The organism is Micromonospora sp. WMMA2032 (genome assembly GCF_002688545.1).
GTDB classification, from domain to species: domain Bacteria; phylum Actinomycetota; class Actinomycetes; order Mycobacteriales; family Micromonosporaceae; genus Micromonospora; species Micromonospora sediminicola.
Genome location: NZ_CP024052.1, coordinates 1,324,262 through 1,351,177 on the forward strand (window position 1 = coordinate 1,324,262; position 26,916 = coordinate 1,351,177).

At 71.5% G+C, this 26,916-nt stretch carries 17 protein-coding genes; 8 read left to right on the plus strand and 9 right to left on the minus strand.

Annotated elements, in window-relative coordinates; genetic code table 11:
- The first annotated feature begins 52 nt into the window (after positions 1–52).
- The 4 genes from CO540_RS05415 to CO540_RS05430 all read left to right on the plus strand — a co-directional run bounded on the left by CO540_RS05415 (position 53) and on the right by CO540_RS05430 (position 5,791).
- Positions 53–1,372 carry a low temperature requirement protein A gene (locus CO540_RS05415; RefSeq protein ID WP_099161171.1) on the plus strand — a complete coding sequence of 440 codons (1,320 nt, stop codon included), beginning with the start codon at positions 53–55 and terminating at the stop codon, positions 1,370–1,372.
- A 37-nt stretch (positions 1,373–1,409) separates the two neighbouring features.
- Entirely contained in the window at positions 1,410–2,471 is a 1,062-nt protein-coding gene (locus tag CO540_RS05420; RefSeq protein ID WP_099161172.1) for an SRPBCC domain-containing protein, read from the plus strand.
- Between the two features lie 151 nt (positions 2,472–2,622).
- Entirely contained in the window at positions 2,623–4,032 is a 1,410-nt protein-coding gene (locus tag CO540_RS05425; protein WP_099161173.1) for a non-reducing end alpha-L-arabinofuranosidase family hydrolase, read from the plus strand.
- Positions 4,033–4,060: 28 nt separating this feature from the next.
- Positions 4,061–5,791 carry a cellulose binding domain-containing protein gene (locus CO540_RS05430; protein WP_099161174.1) on the plus strand — a complete coding sequence of 577 codons (1,731 nt, stop codon included), beginning with the start codon at positions 4,061–4,063 and terminating at the stop codon, positions 5,789–5,791.
- 59 nt (positions 5,792–5,850) lie between these two features.
- Here the strand turns inward: CO540_RS05430 and CO540_RS05435 are convergent, their stop codons facing one another.
- Positions 5,851–7,413, minus strand: a complete 1,563-nt coding sequence (locus CO540_RS05435; protein ID WP_099161175.1) for a polysaccharide lyase family 1 protein — start codon at positions 7,411–7,413, stop codon at positions 5,851–5,853.
- 258 nt (positions 7,414–7,671) lie between these two features.
- Here CO540_RS05435 and CO540_RS05440 point away from each other — a divergent pair, with 258 nt between their 5' ends.
- Together CO540_RS05440 and CO540_RS05445 are read left to right on the plus strand one after the other, a co-directional pair.
- Positions 7,672–8,019, plus strand: a complete 348-nt coding sequence (locus CO540_RS05440) for a helix-turn-helix transcriptional regulator (protein ID WP_099161176.1) — start codon at positions 7,672–7,674, stop codon at positions 8,017–8,019.
- Positions 8,016–8,495 carry an SRPBCC family protein gene (locus CO540_RS05445; protein WP_099161177.1) on the plus strand — a complete coding sequence of 160 codons (480 nt, stop codon included), beginning with the start codon at positions 8,016–8,018 and terminating at the stop codon, positions 8,493–8,495. Before CO540_RS05440 ends, CO540_RS05445 begins: the two co-directional genes overlap by 4 nt.
- A gap of 49 nt (positions 8,496–8,544) precedes the next feature.
- Here CO540_RS05445 and CO540_RS05450 read toward each other — a convergent pair whose 3' ends face one another.
- On the minus strand, positions 8,545–9,453 hold the full coding sequence (locus CO540_RS05450) for a DMT family transporter (protein WP_099161178.1): 909 nt from the start codon (positions 9,451–9,453) through the stop codon (positions 8,545–8,547).
- Positions 9,454–9,493: 40 nt separating this feature from the next.
- Here CO540_RS05450 and CO540_RS05455 point away from each other — a divergent pair, with 40 nt between their 5' ends.
- Positions 9,494–10,885, plus strand: a complete 1,392-nt coding sequence (locus tag CO540_RS05455; protein ID WP_099161179.1) for a PLP-dependent aminotransferase family protein — start codon at positions 9,494–9,496, stop codon at positions 10,883–10,885.
- A gap of 161 nt (positions 10,886–11,046) precedes the next feature.
- On the opposite strand, the gene CO540_RS05460 is transcribed toward CO540_RS05455, so the two are convergent.
- The 7 genes from CO540_RS05460 to CO540_RS05490 all read right to left on the minus strand — a co-directional run bounded on the left by CO540_RS05460 (position 11,047) and on the right by CO540_RS05490 (position 24,671).
- On the minus strand, positions 11,047–15,333 hold the full coding sequence (locus tag CO540_RS05460) for a discoidin domain-containing protein (RefSeq protein WP_099161180.1): 4,287 nt from the start codon (positions 15,331–15,333) through the stop codon (positions 11,047–11,049).
- Between the two features lie 97 nt (positions 15,334–15,430).
- Positions 15,431–18,304, minus strand: coding sequence for a discoidin domain-containing protein (locus CO540_RS05465; RefSeq protein ID WP_099161181.1), 2,874 nt, complete (start codon positions 18,302–18,304; stop codon positions 15,431–15,433).
- Between the two features lie 152 nt (positions 18,305–18,456).
- Positions 18,457–20,082: a glycoside hydrolase family 13 protein gene (locus CO540_RS05470; protein WP_099161182.1), complete on the minus strand. Its 1,626-nt coding sequence runs from the start codon at positions 20,080–20,082 to the stop codon at positions 18,457–18,459.
- Positions 20,083–20,138: 56 nt separating this feature from the next.
- A complete protein-coding gene (locus tag CO540_RS05475; RefSeq protein ID WP_099161183.1) occupies positions 20,139–21,026 on the minus strand; it encodes a carbohydrate ABC transporter permease in 888 nt (295 codons plus the stop codon).
- A gap of 3 nt (positions 21,027–21,029) precedes the next feature.
- Positions 21,030–21,989 (minus strand): carbohydrate ABC transporter permease, encoded by a 960-nt coding sequence (locus tag CO540_RS05480; RefSeq protein WP_099161184.1) that lies wholly within the window; start codon positions 21,987–21,989, stop codon positions 21,030–21,032.
- A gap of 57 nt (positions 21,990–22,046) precedes the next feature.
- Positions 22,047–23,423 carry an ABC transporter substrate-binding protein gene (locus CO540_RS05485; protein WP_099161185.1) on the minus strand — a complete coding sequence of 459 codons (1,377 nt, stop codon included), beginning with the start codon at positions 23,421–23,423 and terminating at the stop codon, positions 22,047–22,049.
- A gap of 246 nt (positions 23,424–23,669) precedes the next feature.
- Entirely contained in the window at positions 23,670–24,671 is a 1,002-nt protein-coding gene (locus tag CO540_RS05490) for a LacI family DNA-binding transcriptional regulator (RefSeq protein ID WP_099161186.1), read from the minus strand.
- Between the two features lie 212 nt (positions 24,672–24,883).
- Here CO540_RS05490 and CO540_RS05495 point away from each other — a divergent pair, with 212 nt between their 5' ends.
- Positions 24,884–26,914 carry a glycosyl hydrolase family 28-related protein gene (locus tag CO540_RS05495; protein WP_099161187.1) on the plus strand — a complete coding sequence of 677 codons (2,031 nt, stop codon included), beginning with the start codon at positions 24,884–24,886 and terminating at the stop codon, positions 26,912–26,914.
- Positions 26,915–26,916 lie beyond the last annotated feature (2 nt).

The window sequence follows — 26,916 nt, forward strand, 5'->3', positions numbered from 1 at the left end:
AATGCCCGGCGATTCCGGCACGCCGCCTGAGCTGCGCTGACACACTCGGCCGGTGGGTGGCGGCGACCGGTGGCGCAAGGGGCTCGGGCCCGCGGCCCGCGTCGCCCCGGCCACCCGGGTGGACAAGTTCGAGATCTTCTTCGACCTCGTCTTCGTCGTGTCCTTCTTCATCATCACGCGCGCCACCGCCGCGAACGTGACCGTGCGGGAACTGCTGCACGCGCTGCTGGTGCTCGCCGTGCTCTGGTGGTGCTGGGTGGTGCACAGCGCGGTCGCCGCCCGGCTGCGTCTGGGCGAGGGCTTCGTGCCGATCCTCATGGTGATCGGCATGGTCGCGTTGTTCACGTTCGCGCTGGCGCTGCCGCAGACCTTCGGCGACCTGGGCCAGGGCAGCGCCGGCCCGATGCTGGTGACGGTCAGCTACGTGGTGATCCGGATCGTGCACACGGCGCTCTACTGGTACGCCACCCGGGGCGACCCACCGGCGCGGCGCAAGGTGTGGGTGTTCGCGCCGGAGGTGCTGCTCTCGACCTCCCTGCTGCTGGTGGCCGCGCTGCTGCCGCCGCGGGTCGACCCGGACGTCGGGCCGTGGCTGCGCGACGGACTCTGGATCGCGGTCGTGGTCATCCAGTACAGCAGCGGCCTGCTGGCCGGCACCGACGGCTGGAAGATCACCTCCGCCGAGCACTGGACCGAGCGGTACGACCTGATCCTGATCATCGCGCTGGGTGAGTCGGTCATCTCGGTCGGTGTCGGCGGCAACCTGCTCGGCAAGGCGGTGACCTGGCCGGCCATCCCGGCGGCGATCTTCGGGATCCTGTTCGTCGCGGCGCTCTGGTGGGCGCATTTCGACATGATCGGGCCGGCCGCCCGGATCGCGTTGCACGCGGCGCAGGGCCACCCCCGGGTGGCGATGGCCCGCGACGCGTACGCCTACCTCTACCTCCCCATGATCGCCGGGGTGATCCTGTTCGCGATCGGCGCCGAGGAGCTGGTGCGGACCGTCACCGACCCGGTGGGCGGCAGCATGGAGCGGGGTCACGGGCCGGCGGTGCCGCTGCTCTTCGGCGGGGTGATGATCTACTTCGCCGCGAACATGGCGTTCCAGTGGCGCACGCTGCGGACCCTGTCCTGGACCCGGGTCGGCGCGCTGGCCGCGCTCGCGGTCGCGCTGCCCTTCGGTCGGCACCTGCCGGCACTGGGGGCGCTGGGTCTGCTCACCGTGATCTGCGTGGCCCTGGTCGCGGTCGAACTGGTGGTGTTCGCCGACGCCCGGGCCGCGCTGCGGCGCACGGTCCACCAGGAGAAGATCAGCGCGGAGGAGAGCGAGGCCGCCTGGCGGGCGCGCTGGCACGACGGCAGGTCGGAGTGACCTGACACGTTCTTGACTCAGGCCCTAGAGTCTCCGCGTGATCGAGATCGCCACCGAGGTCGACCTGTTCCACCCGCCCGCCCGGATCTGGCGGGCGCTGACGGAACGGGCGCTGCTGGCCAAGTGGTTCGTCGAGAGCACCCCGCAGGCCGACCGCTGGGTGCTGGCGACCGCGGCGCTGCCCGGTTACGACGCCGACACCGAGGTGGAGGTGGTCGAGCTGCGGACCCCGGAACGGCTGGTGGTCCGCTGCCGGGAGGCCGACCGGGCCACCCGCCTGGCCTGCGACCTGACCGCCACCGCGCACGGCACCCGCCTCTCCGTGCGCGAGGTGCTGGAGGAGGGCGACTGGGACGCCGACGCCCGCGCCGAGCAGCACGAGCAGGCGCTGACCGGGCGTCTGCCGGCGATCCTCGACTGGCTCGCGTTCCAGGAGGTCGACCTGCGCCGGGCCGAGGGCGGGCTGACCGCCGAGCTGCCGGTGGTCCGGCTGCTGGGCGAGGCGTCGGGCCGGTCCCGGCGACGTCGCACGCTGGTGGCCGCCGGCGTGGTGACGGTGCTCGCCGGCGCCGCCGGGGCGGTGCTGTGGGCGGTGTGGCCCACGCCTCCCGCGCCGGCCGCGCCTGCGGTGTCGGCGCCGCCGCTGGTCATGCCCTCCCCCACCGCCGCCTCCGCGCGCCCCACGAGCGCCCGACCCACGCCGAGCGCCAGCCGCCGGAGTCCCTCACCGTCGCCGTCCGCGTCGCGCTCCCCCAGCCGTACGCCGAGCCCCACGCCACCGGCCGTGATCCCGCTGACCGCGACGTACGAAACGGTCAACGACCGAGTCTTCGGTTACCGGGGCGAGGTGGTGCTGGCCAATCCCGGGCCGACGTCCCGGCCGGAGTGGACGGTGACCGTGACGCTCGGCGACGGTGCCACGGTGGGCTCGGTCAGCGGCGCCGAGGCGGCGCAGGACGGTGCCGTGGTCACGTTCACCGGCGACGCGCTGCCGGCCGGCGGTTCGACCACCATCCGCTTCGACGTCCGCGATCCCGACCCTCTGCACGACGGCCCGGAGAGCTGCGCGGTCGACACCACCCCCTGCGCCACCTCCTGACCGCACGCATCGATCAGCGTCATGTCATCGACGTTCACCCATTGAGCCGATGGGAGCGCTCCCGTAGCATGGGCGAACGCGGCTGTTAACGCTCACAACACAATTACCCCGACGAATGCGTGGAGCCGCCACCACCACAGGAGGGTCCATCATGCCCCGATCCAGAACGGTCAATGCCGCAGTGGCGTCAGCCGGCGCCGTGCTGCTCGCGTCCACGGGAATCGCCGTGGCACTGCCGGCCGGCGCGGCAGCCGCCGGCTGCTCCGTGGCCTACACCGTCCCGTCCCAGTGGCAGGGCGGCTTCGGCGCCAACGTCACCATCACCAACCTCGGCGACCCCGTGTCGAGCTGGACGCTCACCTGGTCCTACGGCGCCGGCCAGACCGTCACCCAGGCCTGGAACGCCACCGTCACCCAGAACGGCGCCGCCGTCACCGCCCGCAACGTCAGCTACAACGGCTCCATCCCCACCAACGGCACCACCTCGTTCGGCTTCAACGGCGCCTGGACCAGCAGCAACCCCACCCCCACCAGCTTCGCCCTCAACGGCGTCACCTGCACCGGCGGCACCACCACCCCGACCACATCACCCACCACCTCGCCGACCGCCTCGCCGACGCCGACACCCACGCCGACGACGACGCCACCCGGCACGTGCAACCTGCCGTCGAGTTACCGCTGGAGTTCGACCGGTCCGTTGGCGAACCCGCGCTCGGGTTGGGTGTCGTTGAAGGACTTCACGGTCGCTCCGTACAACGGTCGGCATCTGGTGTACGCGACGACGCACGACTACGGGTCGTCGTGGGGGTCGATGAACTTCGGGTTGTTCAGCAACTGGTCGGAGATGGCCTCGGTGAGTCAGAACGCCATGTCGCAGGGCACCGTCGCGCCGACGTTGTTCTACTTCGCTCCGCGCAACATCTGGGTCCTGGCCTACCAGTGGGGTCCGACCGCGTTCTCCTACAAGACCTCGACCGACCCGAGCAACCCCAACGGCTGGTCGTCGGCGCAGCCGCTGTTCACCGGCAGCATCTCCGGCTCCGGCACCGGCCCGATCGACCAGACGCTGATCGCCGACGGCCAGAACATGTACCTGTTCTTCGCCGGTGACAACGGCAAGATCTACCGGGCCAGCATGCCGATCGGGAACTTCCCCGGCAGCTTCGGCTCGACCTACACCACGATCATGAGCGACTCGACGAACAACCTCTTCGAAGCCGTCCAGGTCTACAAACTGCAGGGCCAGACCCGCTACCTCATGATCGTCGAGGCGATCGGGGCGCAGGGCCGCTACTTCCGCTCCTTCACCGCGACCAGCCTCAACGGCTCCTGGACCCCGCAGGCGGCGACCGAGAGCAACCCGTTCGCCGGCAAGGCCAACAGCGGCGCCACCTGGACCAACGACATCAGCCACGGCGAGCTGATCCGCACCAGCGCCGACCAGACCTTCACCGTCGACCCCTGCAACCTGCAACTGCTCTACCAGGGCCGCGCCACCAACTCCGGCGGCGACTACGGCCTCCTGCCCTACCGACCCGGACTGCTCACCCTCCAGCGCTGAGCCGGCCGATCGAGGAGAGAGAGGTCCGATGAGAAGGCACCAGACGACCCGTACCGCGGTGTTGTCGGCCGGGGCCGTCCTGCTGGCGTCGACCGCGATGGCCGCGGCGCTGCCGGCCGGGGCGGCCGCCGCCGGCTGCGCGGTCACCTACGCCGTGTCGTCGCAGTGGCAGGGCGGCTTCGGCGCGAACGTCACAGTCACCAACCTCGGTGACCCGGTCAACGGCTGGACGCTCACCTGGTCCTACGCCGCCGGCCAGACGGTCACCCAGGCGTGGAACGCCACGGTGACCCAGAGCGGAGCGGCTGTCACCGCCCGCAACGTCGACTACAACGGGTCCATCCCCACCAACGGCACCACGTCGTTCGGCTTCAACGGGGCCTGGACCAGCAGCAACCCCGCGCCGACGAGCTTCGCGCTCAACGGGGTGACCTGCACCGGTGGCACGACGCCGACGTCGCCGTCCACCTCGCCGTCCACGTCGCCGACGAGTTCGCCGACCACCTCACCGAGCAGCCCGCCGCCCACCGGGGCGGCGGACATCACCGTCAACACCGCCAGCCGCTACCAGACCATCGACGGGTTCGGGGCCGCGGTGTCGATCTGGGGCGGCGCCTGGTCGACGGCCGAGACGCAGACGCTGGTCGGGCTCGGCCCCAACCAGCTCGGTCTGTCCATCGTGCGCACCGGGCTCTCGCCGGTGTCCAGCGAGTGGGCGACGCAGGTGAGCGCGCTGAAGACGGCCAGGTCCTACGGGTCGAACGTGAAGATCATGGCGTCGCCGTGGACGGCGCCGGCGGCCTGGAAGACGAACAACAGCCGGATCAACGGCGGCAAGCTGAGGCCCGAGTACTACGACGACTACGCCAACCACCTCAACAGCTACGTGCAGTACATGCGCAACCAGGGCGTGACGATCGACGTCACCTCGGTGCAGAACGAGCCGGACTGGCACCCGGACTACGACTCGATGGACTGGAGTGGCACCGAACTCCAGACGTTCGTCCGGGAGCAGGGCGCCAAGGTGCAGAACACCAGGTTGATGGTCGCCGAGGCGGTGAACCTGAACTACGGCTACACCGACCCGACGCTCAACGACGCGGCGGCCCGCAACAACATCGGCTACATCGGCGGCCACCTCTACGGCACCGAGGCCGCCGGCCGGTTGAAGCCCTACCCGCTGGCGCAGCAGTACCAGAAGCCGGTCTGGATGACCGAGTGGAACCTGCACGAGGCCGACGGCGGCGGCTCCAACATCTGGGGCAACCCGGCCAACGCCACGGTCTGGAACGAGACGCTCGACGACATCATGCGTACCGTGCACAAGTCGATGGAGTCGAACTGGAGCGCGTACGTCTGGTGGTACGGCAAGCGCTACTACTCGTTCATCGGTGACGGCGAGTCCGCGTACGGCACGGTCGCGGGCGCGCCGCTCAAGCGGGGGTACGCGTTCGCGCAGTACGCCAAGTACGTCCGACCCGGCTACCAGCGGGTCGCCCTGACCAAGAGCTCGAAGGCGTCGCCGCTGGAGGTGACCGCCTACTCCGGCGACGGGAAGGTCACGCTGGTGATCCTCAACCGGTCCACCAGCGCGGTGAACAACGCGATCATCCAGGCGCCGCAGAACGTCGGCCGGGCGGAGTACGTGGCCACGTCGCAGAACGCCAGCGCGGCGAGCCAGCCGGTGGGCGTGAACGGCAACCAGGTCACGGTGAACGTCGGCGCGCGGAGCATCTCCACCGTCGTGCTGACCCTCTGATCGGCGACACGAACAGGGGCGGGGGCGGCCGGATCGGCCGCCCCCGCTCGTCGCGCGTACTAGCTGGCGTACGTCTCGAACTCGCCGACTCTCGGCGTACCGCCGGAGCTGTTGATCTTGAAGTTGATCTTCTTCAGCGAGGTCGCGCCGAAGGTGATCTGGCCGGCCCCGCTGCCGGAGGCCAGCACCGCGCCGGTGTCGTTGTTGACGAGCTGCCACGATCCGATCGAACCCGAGGTGCCGGAAGGCTCGCGGATGACCACACGGGACACGGTGGTGGCCGAGCCCCACTTGATCGAGACGGTGCCGGTCGACCCGGCCGGCGACCAGTACGTGCCGAGGCTGCCGTCGCGCACGTTGCCGTAGCTGGTGCCGTCGGCCTTGCTGGACCCGTCGGCGCCGGCGCCGGAGGCGAGGCTCAGGTTCGTTCCGCCGCTCGGGGGCGGGGTGGTCGTCGGCGGCGGGGTCGTCGGCGCGGGCGTGGTCGGGGCCGGGGTGGTCGGCGTCGGCGTCTGCGGCGAGCAGCTGCCGTTCGACACCTTCAGGCCGGTGTTGGCGCCGGCCGTCTGCCGGACGATGTCCGGCACGCAGCTCGCCCCGTCGAGACGGTACGAGTAGGGGATTCCGACCGTGGTGGTGGACGTCGGGTTCGGCCCCGCCGGGTAGTTCTCGTTGCCGGTGGCCGACCAGGTCACGTTGTCGAAGATGTTGCCGGCGACCTGCCAGGTGCCGCGCTCGTTGGTGTAGAACGTGCCCAGGACGTCCTTGGAGTTGCGGAAGTAGTTGTTCTCCACCTTCGCCCGGGCCCCGGCGCGGGAGTTGATGCCGGACTCGTGCAGGCCGGTGTAGTGGTTGTTGAACATGTGGGCGACGCCGCCGCGCAGCAACGGCGTACGGGAGTCGATGTTCTCGTAGAGGTTGTGTTCGAACGTGACGAAGCCGTTCGAGCGGTCGCTCTCACTGGACCCGATGAGGCCGCCGCGGCCGGAGTTGCGCAGGATGCTGTAGGACAACGTCACGTACTGGGTGTCGTCCTTCATGTCGAACAGGCCGTCGTAGCCCTCCGACTCCCCGCCCGACGCCTCCAGCGTGACGTGGTCGACCCAGACGTTACGGACCGTGCTCTCCATGCCGATGGCGTCACCACCGTTGGAGGTGGGCGATCCCGACTTCTTGACGTTCCGCACCGTCACGTTCTGGATGATGATGTTGCGGGAGTCGCGGATGTGGATGCCGAGCTGGTCGAAGACGGCGCCGCCGCCCACCCCGACGATGGTGACGTTGCTGATCTGCTTCAGCTCGATCACGCCGTCGGCGGTGTTGCAGCTCGACCCGGACACCTTGCTGGTGTTGCCGTGGTTGATCGTCCCGGTGACCTCGATGACGATCGGGGTGCTGCTGCTGGCCCGGCCGCACAGCGCCGCGTGGATCGCGGTGCCCGTGGTGGCGCGGACGGTCTGGCCGCCCGCGCCGCCGGTGGTGCCACCGTTCTGGGTGGCGTAGCCGGTGGCGGCGCCGACCGCCGCCGACGCCTGCGGGCTCGGCAGGACCACGGCGACGGCGATCCCGACGATCGCCGTCGCCAGTGTCGCGTGGAGTCGCAGCGCGACTGGTCTTCTCATGTCGCCTCTTCTCGTTTCGAGCATGCGGGAATTGCCGCGCAACGGCGGCATTCAGGGAAAGGAAACAATGGGAGCCGCGACGCGATCAGGCGCGTCGCCGGCGGATGTCGTTCATCTGCGATGCCCGGCTCGCCTATGAAACATCGATGTAACGCGATCGTATGAAAGCGCTTTCGCCGAGGGCAAGAGATATCGTTTGCAGGTTTTTTGCACCGCGTGCTCCGGGGTCGACCCGCGGCGAACCACTTGACGAGACCGATGGTAAGTCGTAGCTTACCGTTCGTGGTGACTTACCGGATGGAGGACGGGTGGGACGCCCTGGGCGACCCGACCCGGCGGGCGATCGTCGCGTGTCTCGCGGAGCGGCCGAGGGCGGTCGGCGAACTGGCCGCCGTGCTGCCGGTCAGCCGGCCGGCCGTGTCGCAGCATCTGCGGGTACTGAAGGACGCCGGCCTGGTGACCGACCAGACGGCGGGCACGCGGCGCGTCTACCGGCTCAATCCCGCTGGCGTGGCCGCGTTACGGGATCAGCTCGACACCTACTGGAGTCGGGCGTTGGAGGGCTTCCGGGACGCCGTCGAGCGTCCCGACGAGGAGGAATCATGAGTGGCATGGATGCGGTGGTGCGGCGGCAGATCGTGGTCCACGCGCCGGTCGAGCGGGCATTCGCGATCTTCACGGAACGGTTCGGTGACATCAAGCCGAAGGAGCACAACCTGCTGGGGTCGCCGATCGTGGAGACCGTGTTCGAACCGAAGGTCGGTGGACACATCTACGACCGCGGCGAGGACGGCAGCGCGTGCGCCTGGGCCCGGGTCCTCGTCTTCGAGCCGCCGGACCGGGTCGTGTTCAGCTGGGACATCGGTCCGACGTGGCAGGTCGACCAGGATCCGGACCACGCCAGCGAGGTCGAGGTCCGGTTCGTCGCCGAGACGCCGCAGCGGACCCGGGTCGAGTTGGAGCACCGCAACCTGGACCGGCACGGTCCGGGCTGGGAGTCGGTTCGCGACGGCGTCGCCGACGGCCAGGGCTGGCCGCTCTACCTGGACCGCTACGCCGGCCTGTGCACCGAGGCCGGGTGACGTCGCCGGCCGGTCCGATCCCGATCGGGCCGGCCGGCGACGGGGGGTGTCAGTCCCGGACGACCCGTGCGGGGGACGGGTGTGGCGTCGCGGCGCCTCGGGTGCGCTGGATGAGCACGACGCAGGTCAGCACCGCCCCGGCCGCGACGACCGCGCCGGCCGTGACCGCCTCGCCGAGCAGCAGTGCCGACCAGAGCAGCGTGAGCACCGGCTGGGCGAGCTGGATCTGACCGACCGAGGCGATGCCGCCCCGGGCCAGTCCGGCGTACCAGGCGAAGAACCCGAGGAACATCGAGACCACGGTGAGGTAGCCGAACGCGGACCAGGTCGCGACGCCCGCCTGCGGCCGGTGGGCGATCGCGGCCACCGCCGTGACCGGCGCGGTGACCGGCAGCGAGAGCAGCAACGCCCAGCAGATCGTGCGGGCGCCGCCGAGTTCCCGGGCCAGCACGCCGCCCTCGGCGTACCCGAGGCCGCAGAGCACCACGGCGGCGAGCAGGAACAGGTCGGCCGGCGACAACGCGCCGCGCATCGCGCCGCCGGTGGCGAGGAACGCGAGCACCAGCGCCAGCCCGGCGGCGCTGGCCAGCCAGAACAGGGCCGGCGGACGTTCACCGGCCCGGAGCACCGCGAACGTCGCCGTCATCGCGGGCAGCACGGTGACCACGACCGCGCCGTGCGCGGAGGTCTGCGTGGTGAGGGCGAGCGAGGTGAACAGCGGGAAGCCGACCACGACGCCGAGCGCGACGACCGACAGCCGACGCCACTGGCGGCGACGGGGCCACGGGGCGCCGGTCAACCGCAGGTACGCCCCGGCGAGCAGCGCCGCGCCGACGGCCCGTCCGAACGCGACGAACCACGGGTCCAGTTCGTGCACGGCGACGCGGGTGGTCGGCAGCGACATGCTGAACGCGAGCACGCCCAGCGCGCCGAGGGCGATCCCGGCGCCCGGTCTCACCGTTACCGTCGCGGGGGCGGTAGCGCTACTCTTTGTTGTCATGAATGATGGTAGCGCTACCGATCGGGTCGTCCAGCACCTGCGGGGGTTGGTGACGGCGAGCGCTCCCGGCGCGCAACTGCCCTCGGTGCGGGAACTGACCGCCCACCACCGTGTGTCCCCGGTGACCGTCGCCGAGGCGACCCGGCGACTGGTCGCGGACGGGCTGGTGGAGACCCGCTCCGGTCGCGGCTCGTTCGTCGCCGCCCGGCGCGCCGATCCGCCCCGCGCGGACCTGTCCTGGCAGACCGTGGCGCTGGGGTCGCGGCCGGCCGGCGAGGAGGAGATGCAGGCGCTCCTGGCGTTGCCGCCCGCCGGCACCCTCGCGCTGTCCGGTGGCTACCTCGACCCGGACCTCCAACCGGCCGCCGCGCTCGGTGCGGCGCTCGCCCGTGCCGCCCGGCAACCCGCGGCGTGGCACCGCGGTCCGGTGGAGGGGCGCGCCGACCTGCGGGCCTGGTTCGCCCGTGCGGCCGGCGGCGGTCTGCGCGCCGAGGACATGGTGATCTGCCCCGGCGGGCAGGCCGCGCTCTCCTCCACCCTCCGGGCGCTCAGCACGCCCGGCGACACCCTGCTGGTCGAGTCCCCCACCTACCTGGGCGCGCTCGCCGCCGCGCGCGCGGCCGGGCTGCGGGTGGTGCCGGTGCCCGCCGACGTCGACGGGGTACGGCCCGACCAGCTCGCCGCCGCGTTCGCCCGCACCGGCGCCCGGTTGTTCTACTGCCAGCCGCTGCACGCCAACCCGCACGGCGCGACCCTGGCACCCGCGCGGCGCGCCGCGGTTGCCGAGGCGGTCCGCGACGCCGGCGCGTTCGTCGTGGAGGACGACTACGCCCGCGACCTGACCATCGACGGCGAGGCGCCGCCCCCGCTGGCCGCCGACGACCCGGACGGGCACGTCGTCTACCTGCGGTCGCTGACCAAGCCCGTCGCGCCCGGCCTGCGCATCGCCGCGCTGGGCGCGCGCGGTCCGGCCGGCGCGCGGCTGCGTGCCGCCCGCCTGCTCGACGACCTCTTCGTCGCCGGGCCGCTGCAACAGGCCGCGCTGGAGTTCCTCACCGCACCGGCGTGGGACCGGCACCGTCGTGCGCTGCGCACCGAGCTGCGGGCCCGCCGCGAGGCGTTGCTCGCGGCCCTGGACCGGCACCTGCCGTCGCTGACCCCACGCGACGTGCCCCGGGGTGGCCTGCACCTGTGGGTCCGGCTGCCCGACGGCACCGACGACGTCGCGGTGACCACGGCCGCCGCCGCGGCGGGCGTCACCGTCTTCCCCGGCCGCCCCTGGCACGCCGCCGAACCCCCGGCCCCGCACCTGCGCCTCACCTACGCCGCCGCCCCACCGGCCCTGATGGACGAGGCGGTCCGCCGCCTGGCCACCGCCCTCCCCCACTGAGCAGACCTCACACCCCACCCCCGCGATCTTGCAGTTGCACACCCCCGATACCGGGAGCAGTCCGGCATTCCACGGACCGAAAGTGCAAGATCGCGGGAAGGGGGGCGAGCGTGGCGGGGCCGCCGGGGAGGTGTCTCCCCGGCGGCCCTTGGTCGGCGTGGTCAGTTGCGGGTGATCGTGAATGTGCTGGTGGTGTTCTTGATGTCCTGGGCGTTGTCGGTCAGGCGCAGGTTGGTGAAAGTTGCCGCGCCGACCGCGGGGCCCTGACCGGCCTCGGGCATCTCGTTGACCCAGATGCCGAAGCCGGACTTGGCGTCGAACGCGTCACCGCTGCGCCGCGCCCCGGAGATCGAGACGTTGGTCAGCACGGTGTCGGTGATCGGGTTCTCCGGCTGGCTGCCGGTGTACTTGGTCTGGAACATGATCCCCGAGTACGTCGGATCGACGATGTCCACGTCGCTCACCCGGATGCCGCGGAACTCCTTGGACGCGGAGAACAGCCACATCGCCGGGAACGTCTGCGCGCCCCAGAAGTGCCCGCCCGAACGGATCAGCGAGATGTTCTCGAACCGGGTGGGCGGGCTGGCGCCGAACCCGACGAACGGGTAGCCGAAGTCCAGCGAGCTGATGGTGATGCCCGAGTACGTCAGCTGGTCGGCGATGTAGAGGTTGCGGAACACGTTGTCGTAGCCGCCGTACACGGCGATGCCGGCCGCCCGCCAGGTCAGCGTCGCGGTCAGGTTCTCGAACACGTTGCCGTGGTTGCCGCCGGAACCGCCCTGGTCGGTGGCGGAGAACAAGGCGAACGCGTCGTCGCCGTTGGAGCGGCCCTCCGAGTTGGTGACCAGGGCGTTGGTGCTCCCGTTGGTCATGTTCACCGCGTCGGCGAAGGTGTTGCGGAACCGGCTGTCCCGGATGGTCAGCCCGTCCACGCTCACCCCCCAGTAGGCGCAGACGGTGTGCTCGACCCAGACGCTGTCCAGCGTGAGGTTGTCCACGTCCTTCAGCTCGCCCCACACCTTGCCCGGACCGTCGATCCGGTTGGTGTAGTTGCCGAAGAAGGCGAGGTGGGAGAAGGTCGACCCGCTGGCCGAGGACTCCACCCGGAAGCCCGCGTCGGTGTTCTGCTGGTTCGTCGGCGTCTGGAAGCGGGTGTACCACATGCCGGCGCCGACGACCTTCACCGCCTTGCCGTACACCTGGAACTTCTGCGCGGTCTCGTAGGTGCCGGCGGGCAGGTAGACGCCGACCAGCGTGCCGGTGGTGTCCATCCGGACCGCGTCGAGCGCGTTCTGCACGTCGGCGTGGCTGAACCCGGTGGGCACCCGGTAACGCGTCGGGTCCGGGTTGGCCCGGGGCGACACCAGCTCGGTGTTGACGAAGTCGATCGCGTACGTGGTGCTGTTCGCCGGGTCCTTCTGGAGCCGGATCCGGCTGCCCGCCGGGACGGTGGAGTTGAGCAGCACGTTCGCCTCGTCGTACAGGTGCCGGGGTGCGCCCGCGCTCGGTGAGTCGCTCGGGCCGGCCTCGGCGCCGTAGAGCCAGATGTGCTTCGAGGTGAGGCTGATCGGCTTGTGCAGCACCCCGTTGACGTAGACGTTCAACGTCGAGTCGATCCCGCCGCCGCCCGCGGCGTCCGGGATGGAGAAGCGGGTGACCAGGGCGTTCGCGGCCGACCTGGTGGTCCACTCGACGTACGCGCCGGTGGTGTTGAGGGTGACCGCCCGCCGGCCGGACGCCTCGCCGGCCAGGTCCCCGATCGTGCGGTTGGGGCCGATCACCTGCGCGCCGCCGCCGACCGAGCCGTCCTCGGCCTCGTACATGTCGTAGCCCAGGTTGGCCCCGCGACCGACGAACAGCGCCCGGTCGCTGGTGTTGTTCTGCCGCTTCACCGGCAGCTCGTTGGCGTCGTCGGCGAGCACCACCCGGACGGTGTGACGGCCGTTGGCGGCGGTCCAGGTGCCGAGCGACACCGGGCCGGCGGTGGCCCCGGCGGCGATCGTGCCGGAGTACGCGCCGGTCAGCGTGCGGACCACGGACCCGGAGTCGTTGAGCACGGTGAGCGTGATGCCGTGCGACCCGCTCGCCGAGGCGATCGTGCCCTGGTTGCGCAGCGTCACCGCGAAGCTGACCGTGGCGCCGGCGGCCGGCGTGCCCGGCGACCAGGTCACCGCGGAGGCCACCAGGTCGGAGCTGGCCACCGCGCTGACCGTCAACGCGGTCGGGTTGGTGTAGGAGTTGTTCGCCTCGTTCTGCTCGATCACCACGTTCGACTCGTCGACCTTGGCGGTGAGCTGGTAGCTGCCGGCGTTGCGTGCGCCGATGTTCGCCGAGACGGTGCTCGACGCGCCGGCCGCGAGCGCGCCGACGGCGGCGGTGCCGACCTTCGTCGTACCCAGGTAGAGGTTGACATCGGTGGCGGCGGACGCCGCGCTGCCGGCGTTGCGCACGGTGGCCGACAGGGTGATCGCGTCGGTCTCCACCGGCGCGGACGGCGAGGCGGTGACGCCGGTGACGGTGAGGTCCGGGTTGGGGGCCGGGACGCCGATCACCTGGAGTTCGGCGACCTGGCCGTTGGACGAGCCGGAGTTCGCGGTGAACTGGAGTCGGACGTCCGCGGCGGTGGCCGAGACCGGGACGGTCACCGTGTTGCTGCTGTTCGGGTTGAAGGAGTAGGTGGCGGAGCCGACCAGGCTGGTGAACCCGGAGGCGGACTGCTCCCGGCCGAGCACCTGGAACGTCTGGGTGCGCGCGCCCCAGGCCGGGTCCGGGTTGAGCTTCACCACGACCGCGCTGATGCTCGCGTTGGCGCCCAGCGCGACGGTGAGCGTGCTCGGGTACGCGCCCGGCGCGCCCTCCCAGTAGGTGGTGACGTCGTTGTCGACGGCGTTGGCGGCGTTGAACACGTGCACCACAGACGAGGCGGTGGCCGGCTTGCCGACCGCCAGGTTGGTGCCGCCGGTGGTGCTGCCGGTGCGGGTGACCGTGTTGCTGTTGGCGGAGACGTTGCCGGCCGCGTCGCGGGCGCGCACGTGGTAGGAGACGGTGGCGCTGTCCGGCTGGCTGTCGGTGAACATCAGCGTGGAGCCGCCGACGGTGGTGCGCAGCGACCCGTTTGCCCACACCTCGTAGCCGGTGACGCCGACGTTGTCGGTGGACGCGGTCCAGGTCAGCCGGATCTGCCCGCTCGCCGGCTGGGTGTAGGCGAGGTTGGCGGGCGCGGTGGGCGCGGTGGTGTCGCCGGTGTTGCCGGTACGGGTGACCGTGTTGCTGTTCGCCGACACGTTGCCGGCGGCGTCCCGGGCCCGGACGTAGTAGGACACGGTCGTCCCGGCCGGCTGGGTGTCGGTGTACGCCAGCGTGGTACCTGCGACGCTGGTGCGCAGCACGCCGTTGGCGTAGACGTCGTAGCCGGTGACGCCCACGTTGTCGGTGGACGCGGTCCAGGTCAGCCGGACCTGGTCGGTGGCCGGCTCGGTGAACGCCAGGTTGCCCGGCGCGCTGGGCGCCTGGGTGTCGCCGGTCGCCGTGCCGTAGATCTCCAGCTCGGAGAGCTGCCCGGCGGGCCAGGCGCTGTTCGCGGTGAACAGCAGCCGCAGGTAGCGGGTGGACGCGGTGGGCACGGTGACGGTCACCGTGTTGCCGCCGGCCGGGTCGAACGCGTACGACGCGGACCCGACCAGGGTGCCGAAGGAGGAGCCGGTGGTGCTGCCCTGCACGGTCAGCGTCTGGTTGCGCGCGCCCCAGCCGGTGGGCAGCCGCAGCACCAGCCGGTTGACGCTGGTCGCGGCGCCCAGGTCGGCCTGGATCCACTGCGGGAACGCGTTGTTCGGGCTCTCCCAGTAGGTGGCCGCGTTGCCGTCGTTGGCGTTGCCGGCGGTGTAGACGTCGGAGTGGCCGCTCTCGGTCATGGTCTTACCGAGCGCCAGGTTGGTCGACGAGGAGGCCGTGCCGTAGACCTCCAGCTCGGCGAGTTGGGCGGCGGCCCAGCCGGTGTTCGCGGTGATCACGACCCGCAGGTAGCGGGCGTCGGTGGCGGTGAAGCCGAGCGTCACCGTGTTGCCGGCGGCCGGGCTGAACGACCGGGCGGCGGACGCGACGACCGTGGTGAAGCCACTGCCGTCGGCGCTGGCCTGCACGGACAGCGTCTGGTTGCGCGGCTCCCAGGCGGCCGGCAGCTCGAGCACCACCTGGTCGACGGCGCGGCTGGTGCCGAGGTCGACCTGGGCCCACTGGGGCAGCGTGCCGCTGCTCTCCCAGTAGCTGCCCTGGTTGCCGTCGGTCAGGTTGGCCGCGACGTAGGGGCCGTTGACGCTGCTGGCGGTGGCGGTGCGGCCGGCGGCGAGGTTCGGGCCGCCGGCGGCGAGGGCCGGCGGGGCCGGCGCCGCGGTGACGGCCAGGCCGACCGCGGCGAGCACCGCGACCACTCTGGTACGGAGTCTGGACATGGTGGACGGACACCTTCTTCCGGGGGAGGTGGAGAGGCGTTGACGGGGGTGGGGGTGTGGTGCGGCGGGGACCCGGGCCGGGTCCCCGCCGCGCCGGTCAGGAGGCGTAGACCTCGAACTCGGACAGCTGGCCGGCGGGCCAGCCGGTGTTGCCGGTGAAGGTCAGCCGCACGTAGCGGCGGTCGCCGGCGGGCAACGCGATCGACACGCTGTTGCCGCCCGCCGGGTCGAACGTGTACCCGGCCGCCGCCTTGAGGGTGGCGAACGACGAGCCGTCGGTGGAGCCGAGCACGGCCACCGTCTGGGTGCGGGTCTGCCAGGCCGTCGACGGCGGCAGCTTGAGCACCACCCGGGACACCGTGCGGGCGCTGCCCAGGTCGACGGTGACCGACTGGGGGAACGCGTTGTTGGCGCTCTCCCAGTAGGTGGTGGCGTTGCCGTCGACCGTGTTGCCGGCGCCGTAGACGTCGGCGTGGCTGGTCTCGGCGACCGGCCGCCCGGCGGCGAGGTTGCCGGTCGGGGGCGCGGTGGTGGTCGGCGGGGTGGTGGTGGGCGGCGGGGTGGTCGTCGTGCCGTCGCCGTACACCTCCAACTCGGAGAGCTGGGCCGCCGGCCAGCCGGTGTTGCCGGTCACGGTGACCCGGACGTACCGGCGGGCGCCGGACGGCAGCGCGATCGACACGCTGTTGCCGGCCGCCGGGTCGAACACGCGGCCCGCCGACGCGGCCAGCGTCGAGAACGACGAGCCGTCGGTGGAGCCGAGCACGGACAGCGTCTCGGTGCGGCGCTCCCAGCCGGCCGGGAGCTTGAGCACCACCCGGTCGACGGTGCGCGACGCGCCGAGGTCGACCGTCAGCGACTGCGGGAACGCGTTGTTGGCGCTCTCCCAGTAGCTGGCCGCGTTGCCGTCGACCGCGTTGCCGGCCGCGTACGTCTGGTTGACGCTGGTGGCGGTCGCCGGCCGGCCCAGGGCCAGGTTCCCGCCGGTCGGCGGCGGGGTGGTCGGCGGCGGCGTGGTCGGGGGCGTGGTGGTGGGCGGCGTGGTGGTCGGGGGCGTGCTGGTGGGCGGCGGGCTGGACGGCCCGTTGCCCCACTGCGGCTGCGGCCACGGCCCGCAGTACGGTGTGGGCGTGTACCAGCCGGAGTTGCCGGCGCCCTGGGTGATCTGGAAGCCGCTGCCGACGCAGTTGTGCATCGGGTTGGCCTGGGCGATGTTCGTGGCCCGCACGTTCGTGAAGCTGACCTGGCTGGGCGCCTGCACCTGGAGCGCGTACGTGCCCGCGCCGTCGATCCGGACGTTGGTGAACGAGATGCCGCTGGTCTGCCCCTCGATCCAGTGCAGCGCCGCGTAGGAGCTGTCCAGGATGTCGGTGTCGGTGACGTTGATCGCCGCGCCCTGGATCGGCTCGTTGAGCGCGGAGAACCAGATCGCGCCCACCCCGAACTGCCAGTTGTAGTCGGAGTTGCCGTTGCGGATCAGCGTGTTGCGGGCGACCGTGATGGTGCCCGCGACGGCCGTCGACCCGGTGACGCCGGGATAGCGGTTCGCCACGTGGATGCCGCCGCCGTTGGTCACCGAGTCGGCGGTCACGTTGTCGGCGATGGTGATGTTGCGCCCGCCGTACGTCACCAGGTGGTTCGCCAGGACCGTCACGCCGATGGTGTTGTGGGTGAAGGAGTTGCCGACGTTCGGCACACTCTGCGCCCACATGGCCAGCGCGTCGTCGCCGGTGTTGCGGACGAACGTGTTGGTCACCGTGGAGTTGGTGACGCCCCAGTGGAAGTTCACCCCGTCGGCGGTCTGGTCGAGGATGCGGCTGTTGCGGATGGTGAAGTTGTCCATCGGGCCGTCCATCCAGGCGCCGACCTTGGTGTGCTGCAACCAGAGGTTGTCCACCACCGAGTTCGTCATCGCGCCGCCGAGCGCGTTGACCTGGTCCTCGTCGACGCGCTCGCGGATGTCGCCGATGATGGCGAAGTCCCGCAGCGTGACGTTGCGGCTGGGCCCGCCGGCCTCGTGCGAGCGGATCTCACCGGAGTAGCCGCCGCCGGGCACGTACTTGCCGTAGATGCCGGCGGCGCGCTTGCGGTCGGTGGGGTGCCGGCCGCCGAGCACCGAGTACCACGGCCCGGCGCCGCGCAGCGTCACGCCGTCGACCACCACGTGGTCCCAGAGCGTGAACGTGCCGGACGGGATCCACACCGCCTTCCCCTGCGCCCTGCCGGCGTCCACCGCCGCCTGGAACTTCGCGGTCGAGTCGGTGGCGCCGGTCGGGTCCGCGCCGAAGTCGGTGACCACGTCCAGCACGCCGGACGGCTTGCTGATCGGCGCTCCGACCAGCTCGAAGTCGGCCAGGTCGATGGTGAACGTGGGCGACTGCGCGGTCGAGGAGACCTGGAGGCGGATCGTGGTGCCGGCCGGGTAGGTGGTGCCGAACATGGCCCGGGTCTCGTCGTAGAAGTGGTGCGGGTTGGTGTCGCCCGGGTTGTTGTTGAACGGGTAGCCGCCGTAGTACCAGCCGTACCGGGAGGTGACCGGCACGGCCTTGACCAGGGTGCCGTTGGCGCGCAGGTCGATGCTGGCGTCCCGGCCGGTGCCGGCGGCGCTGTCCGGCAGGCTGTAGCGGAAGGTGACCGCGTTCGCCGGGGCCGCGAGCGTGAACTCGACGTACTCGCCGACGGCGTCGAGGGTGACCGCCTCCCGGCCGGACGCCTCCGACGGCAGCGTGCCGTAGCGCCGGTCGGGGCCGATCTTCGTGCCGGTGTGGGCGGCCTGCTCCGCCTCCTGCTCGCGGAACGGCACGGTGGCGCCGCGGCCGGCGATGTCGAACGGGGACAGGCCGGCGGCGTGCGCCGGGGTGGCCGTGGAGGTGAGCGCCACGACGGTCAGTGTCGAGGCGGCGAGCGTGGCGGCGGCCAGGGCCGCGAGCCCGGTGGTGCGGTGGCGGTGCGGGGTGCGGTGCTCGGCCATGCGGGGTGTGCTCCCTTTCGTCGGTGGCCAGGTCCCCCGTGCGGCGGTGCTCCTGTCTCCTTCCTGTCCTCCCCAGGTGCTTCTGCGGCGGCCGGGACGGGCCGCCGGATGCCGCGGCGCCGGCGGCGGGACGGTGCCGCCGGCGCCGCGGGTCAGTTCGTCCGGGTACGCAGCCAGACCGCGGTGTCCGGTGGCAGCCGGTCGTCGTCGAGCGGGCCGCTGGCCAGCAGCAGCTTCTCGTGCGCGGGCAGCGCCACGGCCCGGTCACCGAGGTTGACCAGGCAGGCGAACCCGGGCTCGCGGGCGAAGGCCAGCACCCGGTCGGGAGCGCGCAGCCAGCTCAGCGGGCCGTCACCCAGCGCGGGGTCGGCCCGACGCAGCGCCAGCGCGGCGCGGTACAGCTCCAGCATCGAGTGCGGGTCGCCGGTCTGGGCGCGGACCGTGCGGTCCTTCCAGTCGGCCGGTTGCGGCAGCCACGGCGCGGCGGCCGCGCCGTCGGGGCTGAACCCGAACGGCGGGTCGTCGCCCTGCCAGGGCAGCGGCACCCGGCAGCCGTCGCGGCCGGGGTCGACCCGCCCCGAGCGCTCCCACATCGGGTCCTGCCGCAGCTCGTACGGGATGTCCTCGACCTCCCAGAGCCCCAGCTCCTCGCCCTGGTAGACGTAGGCGGCGCCGGGCAGCGCCAGGGACAGCAGCGCGGCGGCCCGGGCCCGCCGGGTGCCCAGCTCAAGGTCGGTGGGGATGCCCTCACGCTTGGCGGCGAAGCTGAACCGGGTGTCGGCCCGGCCGTAGCGGGTGACGTGCCGGGTGACGTCGTGGTTGGACAGCACCCAGGTGGCCGGCGCGCCGACCGGGGCGTGCGCGGCGAGCGTGCCGTCGATGCTCTCCCGCAGCGCGGTGGCGTCCCAGGCGCAGCCGAGGAAGTCGAAGTTGAACGCGGTGTGCAGCTCGTCCGGGCGCAGGTAGTTGGCGAAGCGCTGCCGGTCCGGCAGCCACACCTCGCCGACCAGCGCCCGCTGGCCCGCGTAGTTGTCGGCGATGCGCCGCCAGGCCCGGTAGACGTCGTGCACGCCGTCCTGGTCGCGGAACGGGTGCGGTCGGTCCGGGTGGACCTCGGGCAGCGTGCCGTCCTTGACCAGCAGGCCGGCCGAGTCGATCCGGATGCCGTCCACGCCCCGGTCGAACCAGAACCGCAGGATGTCCTCGAACTCGGCGCGTACCCGGGGGTGGTCCCAGTTGAAGTCGGGCTGCTGCGGGGCGAACAGGTGCAGGTACCAGTCGCCGGGGGTGCCGTCCGGGTCGGTGGTGCGGGTCCAGGTCGGGCCGCCGAACTCGCCGGTCCAGTCGGTGGGCGGGAGGGCGCCGCCGGGACCGCGTCCGGCGCGGAACCAGAACAGCTCCCGCTCGGGGGCGTCCGGTCCGCCGGCCAGCGCCGCCCGGAACCACGGGTGCGCGTCCGAGCAGTGGTTGGGCACCACGTCGACGATGGTCCGGATGCCGAGCGCGTGTGCCTCGTCGATCAGCGCCTCGACCTCGCCGAGGGTGCCGAAGACCGGGTCGATGTCGCGGTAGTCGGACACGTCGTAGCCGGCGTCGGCCATCGGGGACGGGTACCAGGGGCTGAACCAGATCGCGTCGACACCGAGCGCGGCGAGGTGGTCCAGGCGGGAGCGGATGCCGGCGACGTCACCGATCCCGTCGCCGTTGCCGTCGGCGAAGCTGCGTGGGTAGACCTGGTAGATCACCGCTGATCGCCACCACGGGCTGCTGTCGACCATGGACACGGGCACCTGCTTTCTGCGGGTCGGTTCTGATGCGGCGGGCGGTGCGCCCGTCAGCCCTTGAGGCCGCCGGTGGTCAGGCCGGACATGATGTTCCGTTGGAAGATCAGGAACAGCACGACGGTGGGGATCGCGGCGATGACGGAGGCGGCGATCACCACGTTCATCGGGGTGCCGCCGGCGAAGGTGTAGATGCCGACGCTGACGGTCCGCGTCTCCGGCGACGGCATGACCAGCTTCGGCCAGAGGAAGTCCTTCCACACCGCGGTCACCGCGAAGATCGCCACCACGCCGAGGATCGGGCGGGACATCGGCAGGACGATCGACCAGAGCGTGCGCAGCGGCGAGGCGCCGTCCATCACCGCGGCGGCCATCAGATCCTCGGGGATCGAGTCGAAGAACCGCTTGAGCAGGAAGATGTTGAACGCGTTGGCGACCAGCGGCAGCCAGATGGCGAACGGCGAGTCGAGCAGGTTGACGTGCACGATCGGCAGGTCGAGCACGGTCACGTACTGCGGGACGATGAGCACCATCGCCGGGATCATCAGCGTCGCCAGCATCAGACCGAGGATCAGCCCGCCCAGCACCGGGCGCAGCTTCGACAGCGCGTACGCGGCGGCGGTGTCGAACACCAACTGGAACAGCACCGCGCCCATCGCGTAGTAGAACGTGTTGAACAGCAGCTTCGCCAGGGCGAGGTTGTGCCAGGCGTCGACGTAGTTCTGCGGCTGCGGGTCACGAGGGAACAGCGACGGCGGGGTCTGCGCGATCTCCTGGCCGCTCTTGAGCGCGCCGGTGACCATCCAGTAGAGCGGGCCGAGGAAGACCAGCGTGAACACCACCACGACGACGGTCAGCACGGTCCAGTAGAGGACCCGGCCGCGACCGCGCCGCAGCTGGGCCGGGGAGATGAGGGTCCGGGTGGTGGTGTCGGCTGCCATGTCCTAGTCCTGTCTCGCGGTCAGTCGCACGTAGACGGCGGAGAACCCGGCCAGCACGACCAGCATGATCACGCCGAGCGCGGCGGCGCCGTTGAGGTCGTTCTGGAAGAACCCGTGCTGGTAGATCAGGTAGGCCACCGAGGTCGCGGAGTCCTGGGTGCCGGCGCCGTTGGCGAGGATCAGCGGCTCGGTGAACACCTGCATGGTGGCCACGATCTGGAGCATCGCCAGCAGCGCCAGGATCAGCCGCGTCTGCGGGATCGTCACGTGCACGATCCGCCGCCACACCCCGGCGCCGTCGATCTCGGCGGCCTCGTACAGCTCGCCGGGGATGTTCTGCAACGCGGCCAGGTAGATCAGCACCGCGCCGCCCATGTTCATCCAGGTCGACGCCAGCACCATGGCGGGCATCGTCATGGTCGGCGACTGCATCCACTCCGACGTGGGCAGGCCCACCGCGGTGAGGATCGCGTTGAACAGTCCCGCCTCGCTCGGGTCGTACGCGTAGAACTTGAACAGGAACAGCGCGGACGCCGGCGGCAGCATCACCGGCAGGTAGACCAGCACCCGCAGGTAGCCCTTCGCGTGGCGCAACTCGTTGAGCAGGATCGCCACGAGGAACGGCACGGCGTAGCCGAGCACGAGCGCCAGGCCGGTGAAGACGAACGTGTTCTTCCAGGCCGTCCAGAAGCTCGGATCGGCCATGATCCGGGTGTAGTTGTCCCAGCCGACCCAGCTGGTCTCGCCGCGCCGGGTGCGCTGGAAGCTCATCACGACGCCGCGGACCATCGGGTACCAGGAGAAGACGGCGAAGCAGGCGACCGCGCCGATGAGGAACGTGTGCCCGGTGAGGTTGTCCCGCACCCTGCGGCCGAGACCGGCCCGGCGCGCGGCGACGCGCGGCGGTGTCGGTGCGGAACGGCCGGGGCGGCGGGTGGCACCCGGGGCGGTGGTGAGCGCCAAGGCAACTCCTGCGGTAGGGGGTGGGGGCCGGTCGGGGCCGACCCCCACCCGGTCGGGTCAGCTGCCGGCGGCCAGGAGCTGGTTGACCTTGTCCTCGGCGGTCTTGAGCAGGGCGTCGATGTTCGCGTTCGGGTTCGTCAGCACCCCGGACATCGCCGCGTCGAGCACCGCGTAGATGGCCTGCGCGTTGCGCGGCTCACCCTTGATCGGCACCGGGTTGGCCTCGAAGACCGCGAAGTTGGTGGTGTCGACGTTGGCGTTGGCCTTGCGCAGGTCGAGTTCCTGCTTCTGCGCGTCGCTGCCGTTCGTGAACAGCAGCGGCTGGGGCAGGCCGACCGGGTAGTTCTGCGGCTTGGCGCGGACGTAGTCGAACTGCCCCTTGCCCGGGGTGAGCTTCTGGTAGGCGATCCACTTCAGACCGGCCTTGACCTGCTCCGGGGTGAGGCCCTTCTTGAAGAAGTAGCCCTCGCCGCCGCCGAGGGTCGCCTTGGCCGGGCCGTCCTGGCCGGGCAGCGGGCCCATCGCCCAGTCCTGGTACTTGCCCTGGAACTGGCTGACGATCGCCTGGGTGGCGTCGGGCGCGCCGATGAACATGCCGACCTTGCCGGCGCCGGCGTTGGTCAGCAGGTCGCCCCACTGCAGGAGCTGGCGGCTGCCCATGCTGTTGTCGCCGTAGCGCATGTCCTTGAGGTTCTGCAGGACCTGCTTGCCCATCGGGTTGTTGAAGTCGGCCTTCTTGCCGTCGGCGCTGAGTACCTGGCCGCCCTGCGAGTAGAGCAGCGAGGTGAAGTGCCAGCCGCCGGTGTTGCCGGCGCTGTACTCGGAGTAGCCGGCGACGCCGCCGCCGAGCGCCGAGATCTTCTTGGCCGCGGCCCGCACCTCGGACCACGTCTTCGGCGGGTTGGCCGCGTCGAGGCCGGCCCGCTGGAAGAGCGCCTTGTTGTAGATCAGGCCCATCGAGTAGTTCTTCACCGGTACGCCGTAGAGCTTGCCGCCGTCGGTGAAGACCTCCTTGAGCGCCGGGTCCACGCTGTCCCAGGTGGGGATGGTGTCCTTGGTGGCGTACTCGGTGATGTCCATCGCCTGACCGGAGTCCAGCACCTGCTGGAGGTCGGTCATGTAGCCGTAGAACACGTCGGTGACGGTGCCGCCGGCGAGGCGGGCGGTGAAGTCCGGCGGGTTGTTGCACTGCTCGCCGACGCTGACGCTCTTGACCACGATGGTCGGGTTCTGCCGCTGGAACTCGGCGACGTCGTCGTTCCAGTTCTTCAGCAGTTCCTTCTGCGCGCCGACCGGCTGGCAGTCGACGGTGATGGTGACCTTGCCGCCGGCCTCGCCGGAGTCGTCGCTCTTGGTGGAGCACGCCGCGAGGCTGAGCCCGAGGCCGGCCGCGAGGGCGACCGCCGCGACCTTCCGATACTGCGGTACGGACATGTGTCCATCCCTTCGGGAACGGGTGTATCGATGGTTTGCACTGATCTGCGGTGACCGCGCGGCTGCCGCGCCCCGGGGTCCGGTGGAAGTGGAGTCAATGTAGCGACGCCGACTCTTTACAGCAAGGTGTCGACTCGAAGACGAAAGAACACGACTTTGCAACGGCTGATCGCGACGGAGGCGTTCGGGGGCACAAAAAAGGCCGCCGACCGCGGGTAGCGGTCGGCGGCCGGGTGGCGCGCCGGGTCAGGTACGGGGAGCGGGGGCGGTGGAGCCGCGTACCACCAGCTCGGGCTCGAAGAGCAGCTCGTCGTGCAGCACGCCGGCCCCCTCGATCTGGGTGACCAGCAGGTCGACGGCGGCCTGGCCCATCGTCTCGATCGGCTGGCGCACCGTGGTCAGCGGCGGGTCGGTGCAGGTCATGAACGCGGAGTCGTCGAAGCCGACCACCGAGACGTCGGCGGGCACCGCGCAGCCGAGCCGCCGGGCGGCCCGGATGGTGCCCAGCGCCAGCACGTCGCTGGCACAGACGATGCCGGTGGCGCCGCGCTCGATCAGCTTCGTGGCGGCGACCCGCGCACCCTCCATGGAGAAGCTGGACCGCTCCACGAGGGACCGGTCCTCGCCCCAGCCTGCGGCGCGGACCATGGCGTCGAGCTTGCGGCGCGACGGCACGTGGTCGCCCGGGCCGAGCACGATGCCGATCCGCTCGTGGCCGAGGGAGCGCAGGTGCCCGTACGCCTGCTCGACGGCGACCGCGTCGTCGGTGGACACCCGGGGGAAGCCCAGCTCCTCGACGCCGGCGTTGACCAGCACCACGGGCAGTCCGCGATCGGTCAGGCGCCGGTAGTGCTCGTGCGAGGCGTCCGCGAGCGCGTACGAGCCGCCGGCGAAGATGACGCCGCTGACCTGGTGGTCCAGCAGCATCTCCACGTAGCCGGACTCGGGCACGCCGCCGATGGTGCGGGCGCAGAGCGCCGGGGTGAACCCGCGTTGGGCCAGCGAGCCGGTGACCACCTCGGCCAGGGCCGGGAAGATCGGGTTCTGCAGCTCGGGCAGCACCAGACCGACCAGCCGGGCGCGCTCCCCGCGCAACTTGGTCGGGCGCTCGTAGCCGAGCACGTCGAGGGCGGTCAGCACGGCCGTCCGGGTCGCCTCGGACACGCCGCCGCGGCCGTTGAGCACACGACTCACGGTCGCCTCGCTGACGCCCGCCTTGCGGGCCACCTCCGTCAAGCGTTTCGTCACGGCGGCAATCCTACGTCGGTTTCTTGCAAGAAAAGAACAGCCGGACCGCCCGATTCTTGACGTCCCTACCCGCAGCAGCAGTGAAAGATTCGAACATGGCAATGCTTGAAAGAGAGCAGGGAGCAGGAATAACATGAGGCACCTTGTCGACGGGCGCCCCTCACCCGCGCCGAGGCCACCACCGTCCCCTCCTCGCGAAAGTGGGTGCTCCGATGCAACGGAGCGTGGAAGGCACCACGGGCCGCCGCCCGTACGTGCCGCGGATCCTCGCGGCGGCGGTCACCGCCGCCGCCCTGGTCGTGCCGCCCGGCTCCGCCGCCGCGGCGACCGCGCCCCCCGGCCCGGCGCCGGCGGTCACCCGGGCCGCACTCGACCCGGCACTGGTGGCCGGGCGCGGCGCCGCCGTCGACTACGTCGAGCAGGAGGCCGAGAACGCCCGCACCACCGGCGCCGTCATCGGCCCCGACCGGTCCGCCTACACCCTGGCCGGCGAGGCGTCCGGTCGCCGGGCCGTCCGCCTGCTGCCCGGTCAGTACGTCGAGTTCACGCTCCCCCGGGCCACCAACGCGCTGACCGTGCGCTACAGCATCCCCGACGCGCCGCGCGGCGGCGGCATCACCGCGCCGCTGCGGGTCGCCGTCGGCCGGGCGCCCGCGCGCACCATGACGCTCACCTCGCAGTACGCCTGGCTCTACAACCAGTACCCGTTCACCAACGACCCCGACGCGGACCTGCTGCACCCGGACTGGTGGATCACCGAGTGCTCGTGCGTGCCGGCGGCCACCACCCCGACCCCGGTCGTCGCCAAGCCGTTCCGGCCGCACCACTTCTACGACGAGCAGCGGATGTTGCTCGGGCGGACCCACCGGGCCGGCGAGGTGGTCCGGCTGACCGCGCCGACCGGCACGGCCGCCGCCTGGACCGTGATCGACCTGCTGGACGCGCACCTGGTCGCCCCGCCCCGGGTGGTTCCCCGCGCGGTGAACGTGCTCGCCTTCGGCGCCGACCCGACCGGGCGGCGCGAGTCCGCCGACGCGTTCGACCGGGCCGTGGCGCACGCCCGCCGGGTGGACCGGCCGCTGTACCTGCCGCCGGGCGTCTTCCAGGTCAACCGGCACGTGATCGTCGACGACGTGACGATCGTGGGCGCCGGCAGCTGGTACACCGTCGTGAAGGGACGCGAGGTCGCGCTCGACACCCCGGCGCCGGACGGGTCCCGGCACACCGGCGTCGGCTTCTACGGCCGCGACGCCGCGGACGGCGGCAGCCGCCACGTCCACCTCTCCGGCTTCGCGATCGAGGGCGACGTCCGCGAGCGCGTCGACACCGACCAGGTCAACGCCATCGGCGGGGCGCTCAACCACAGCACCGTCGACGGCCTCTACCTGCACCACACCAAGGTCGGCATGTGGTTCGACGGTCCGATGACGGGTCTGCGGGTCACCGACACCGTGATCGCCGACCAGATCGCCGACGGGGTGAACTTCCACACCGGCGTCACGCACTCCTCGGTCACCAACTCGGTGGTCCGCAACAGCGGCGACGACGCCCTGGCCATGTGGTCGGAGGGGACCGCGAACGCGTCCAACACGTTCGCGTACAACACCGTGCAGTCGCCGGTGCTGGCCAACGGCATCGCGCTCTACGGCGGCGCCGACCTGACCGTCGCGCACAATCTGGTCGCCGACCCGGTCCGCGAGGGCAGCGCCATCCAGATCGGCTCCCGCTTCGGGGCCGAGCCGTTCGCCGGCCGGATCCGGATCACCGGCAACACCACGGTCCGGGCCGGCACCTACGACCTCAACTGGAACATCGGCCTCGGCGCGATCTGGTTCTACGCGCTGGACCGCAGCATCGACGCCGACATCCAGGTCACCGGCGACGCCTACCTGGACAGCACCTACAACGCGATCATGCTGGTCAGCGACTGGCCGGTGAAGGACCGCGTCCGGATCGACAACGTGCGGTTCCGCGACATCCGGGTCGACGGCACGGGCACCTCGGTGGTGAGCGCCCGCACCGCCGGCGGGGCCAGCTTCGCCGACGTCGACGCGCGCAACGTGGGCGCGGTCGGGGTGAACAACTGCGGCTCGTTCCACTTCACCCCGGCCGGATCCGAGTTCGGCCTCACCGACCTCGGCGGCAACGACGGCGGCTGGCTGGCCCCGTGGCTGCTGCCGAACACCATCACGTGCGACGACCGGCCGCCGGTGGTGCCGCCGCCCCCACCGTCCTCCTGGTGACG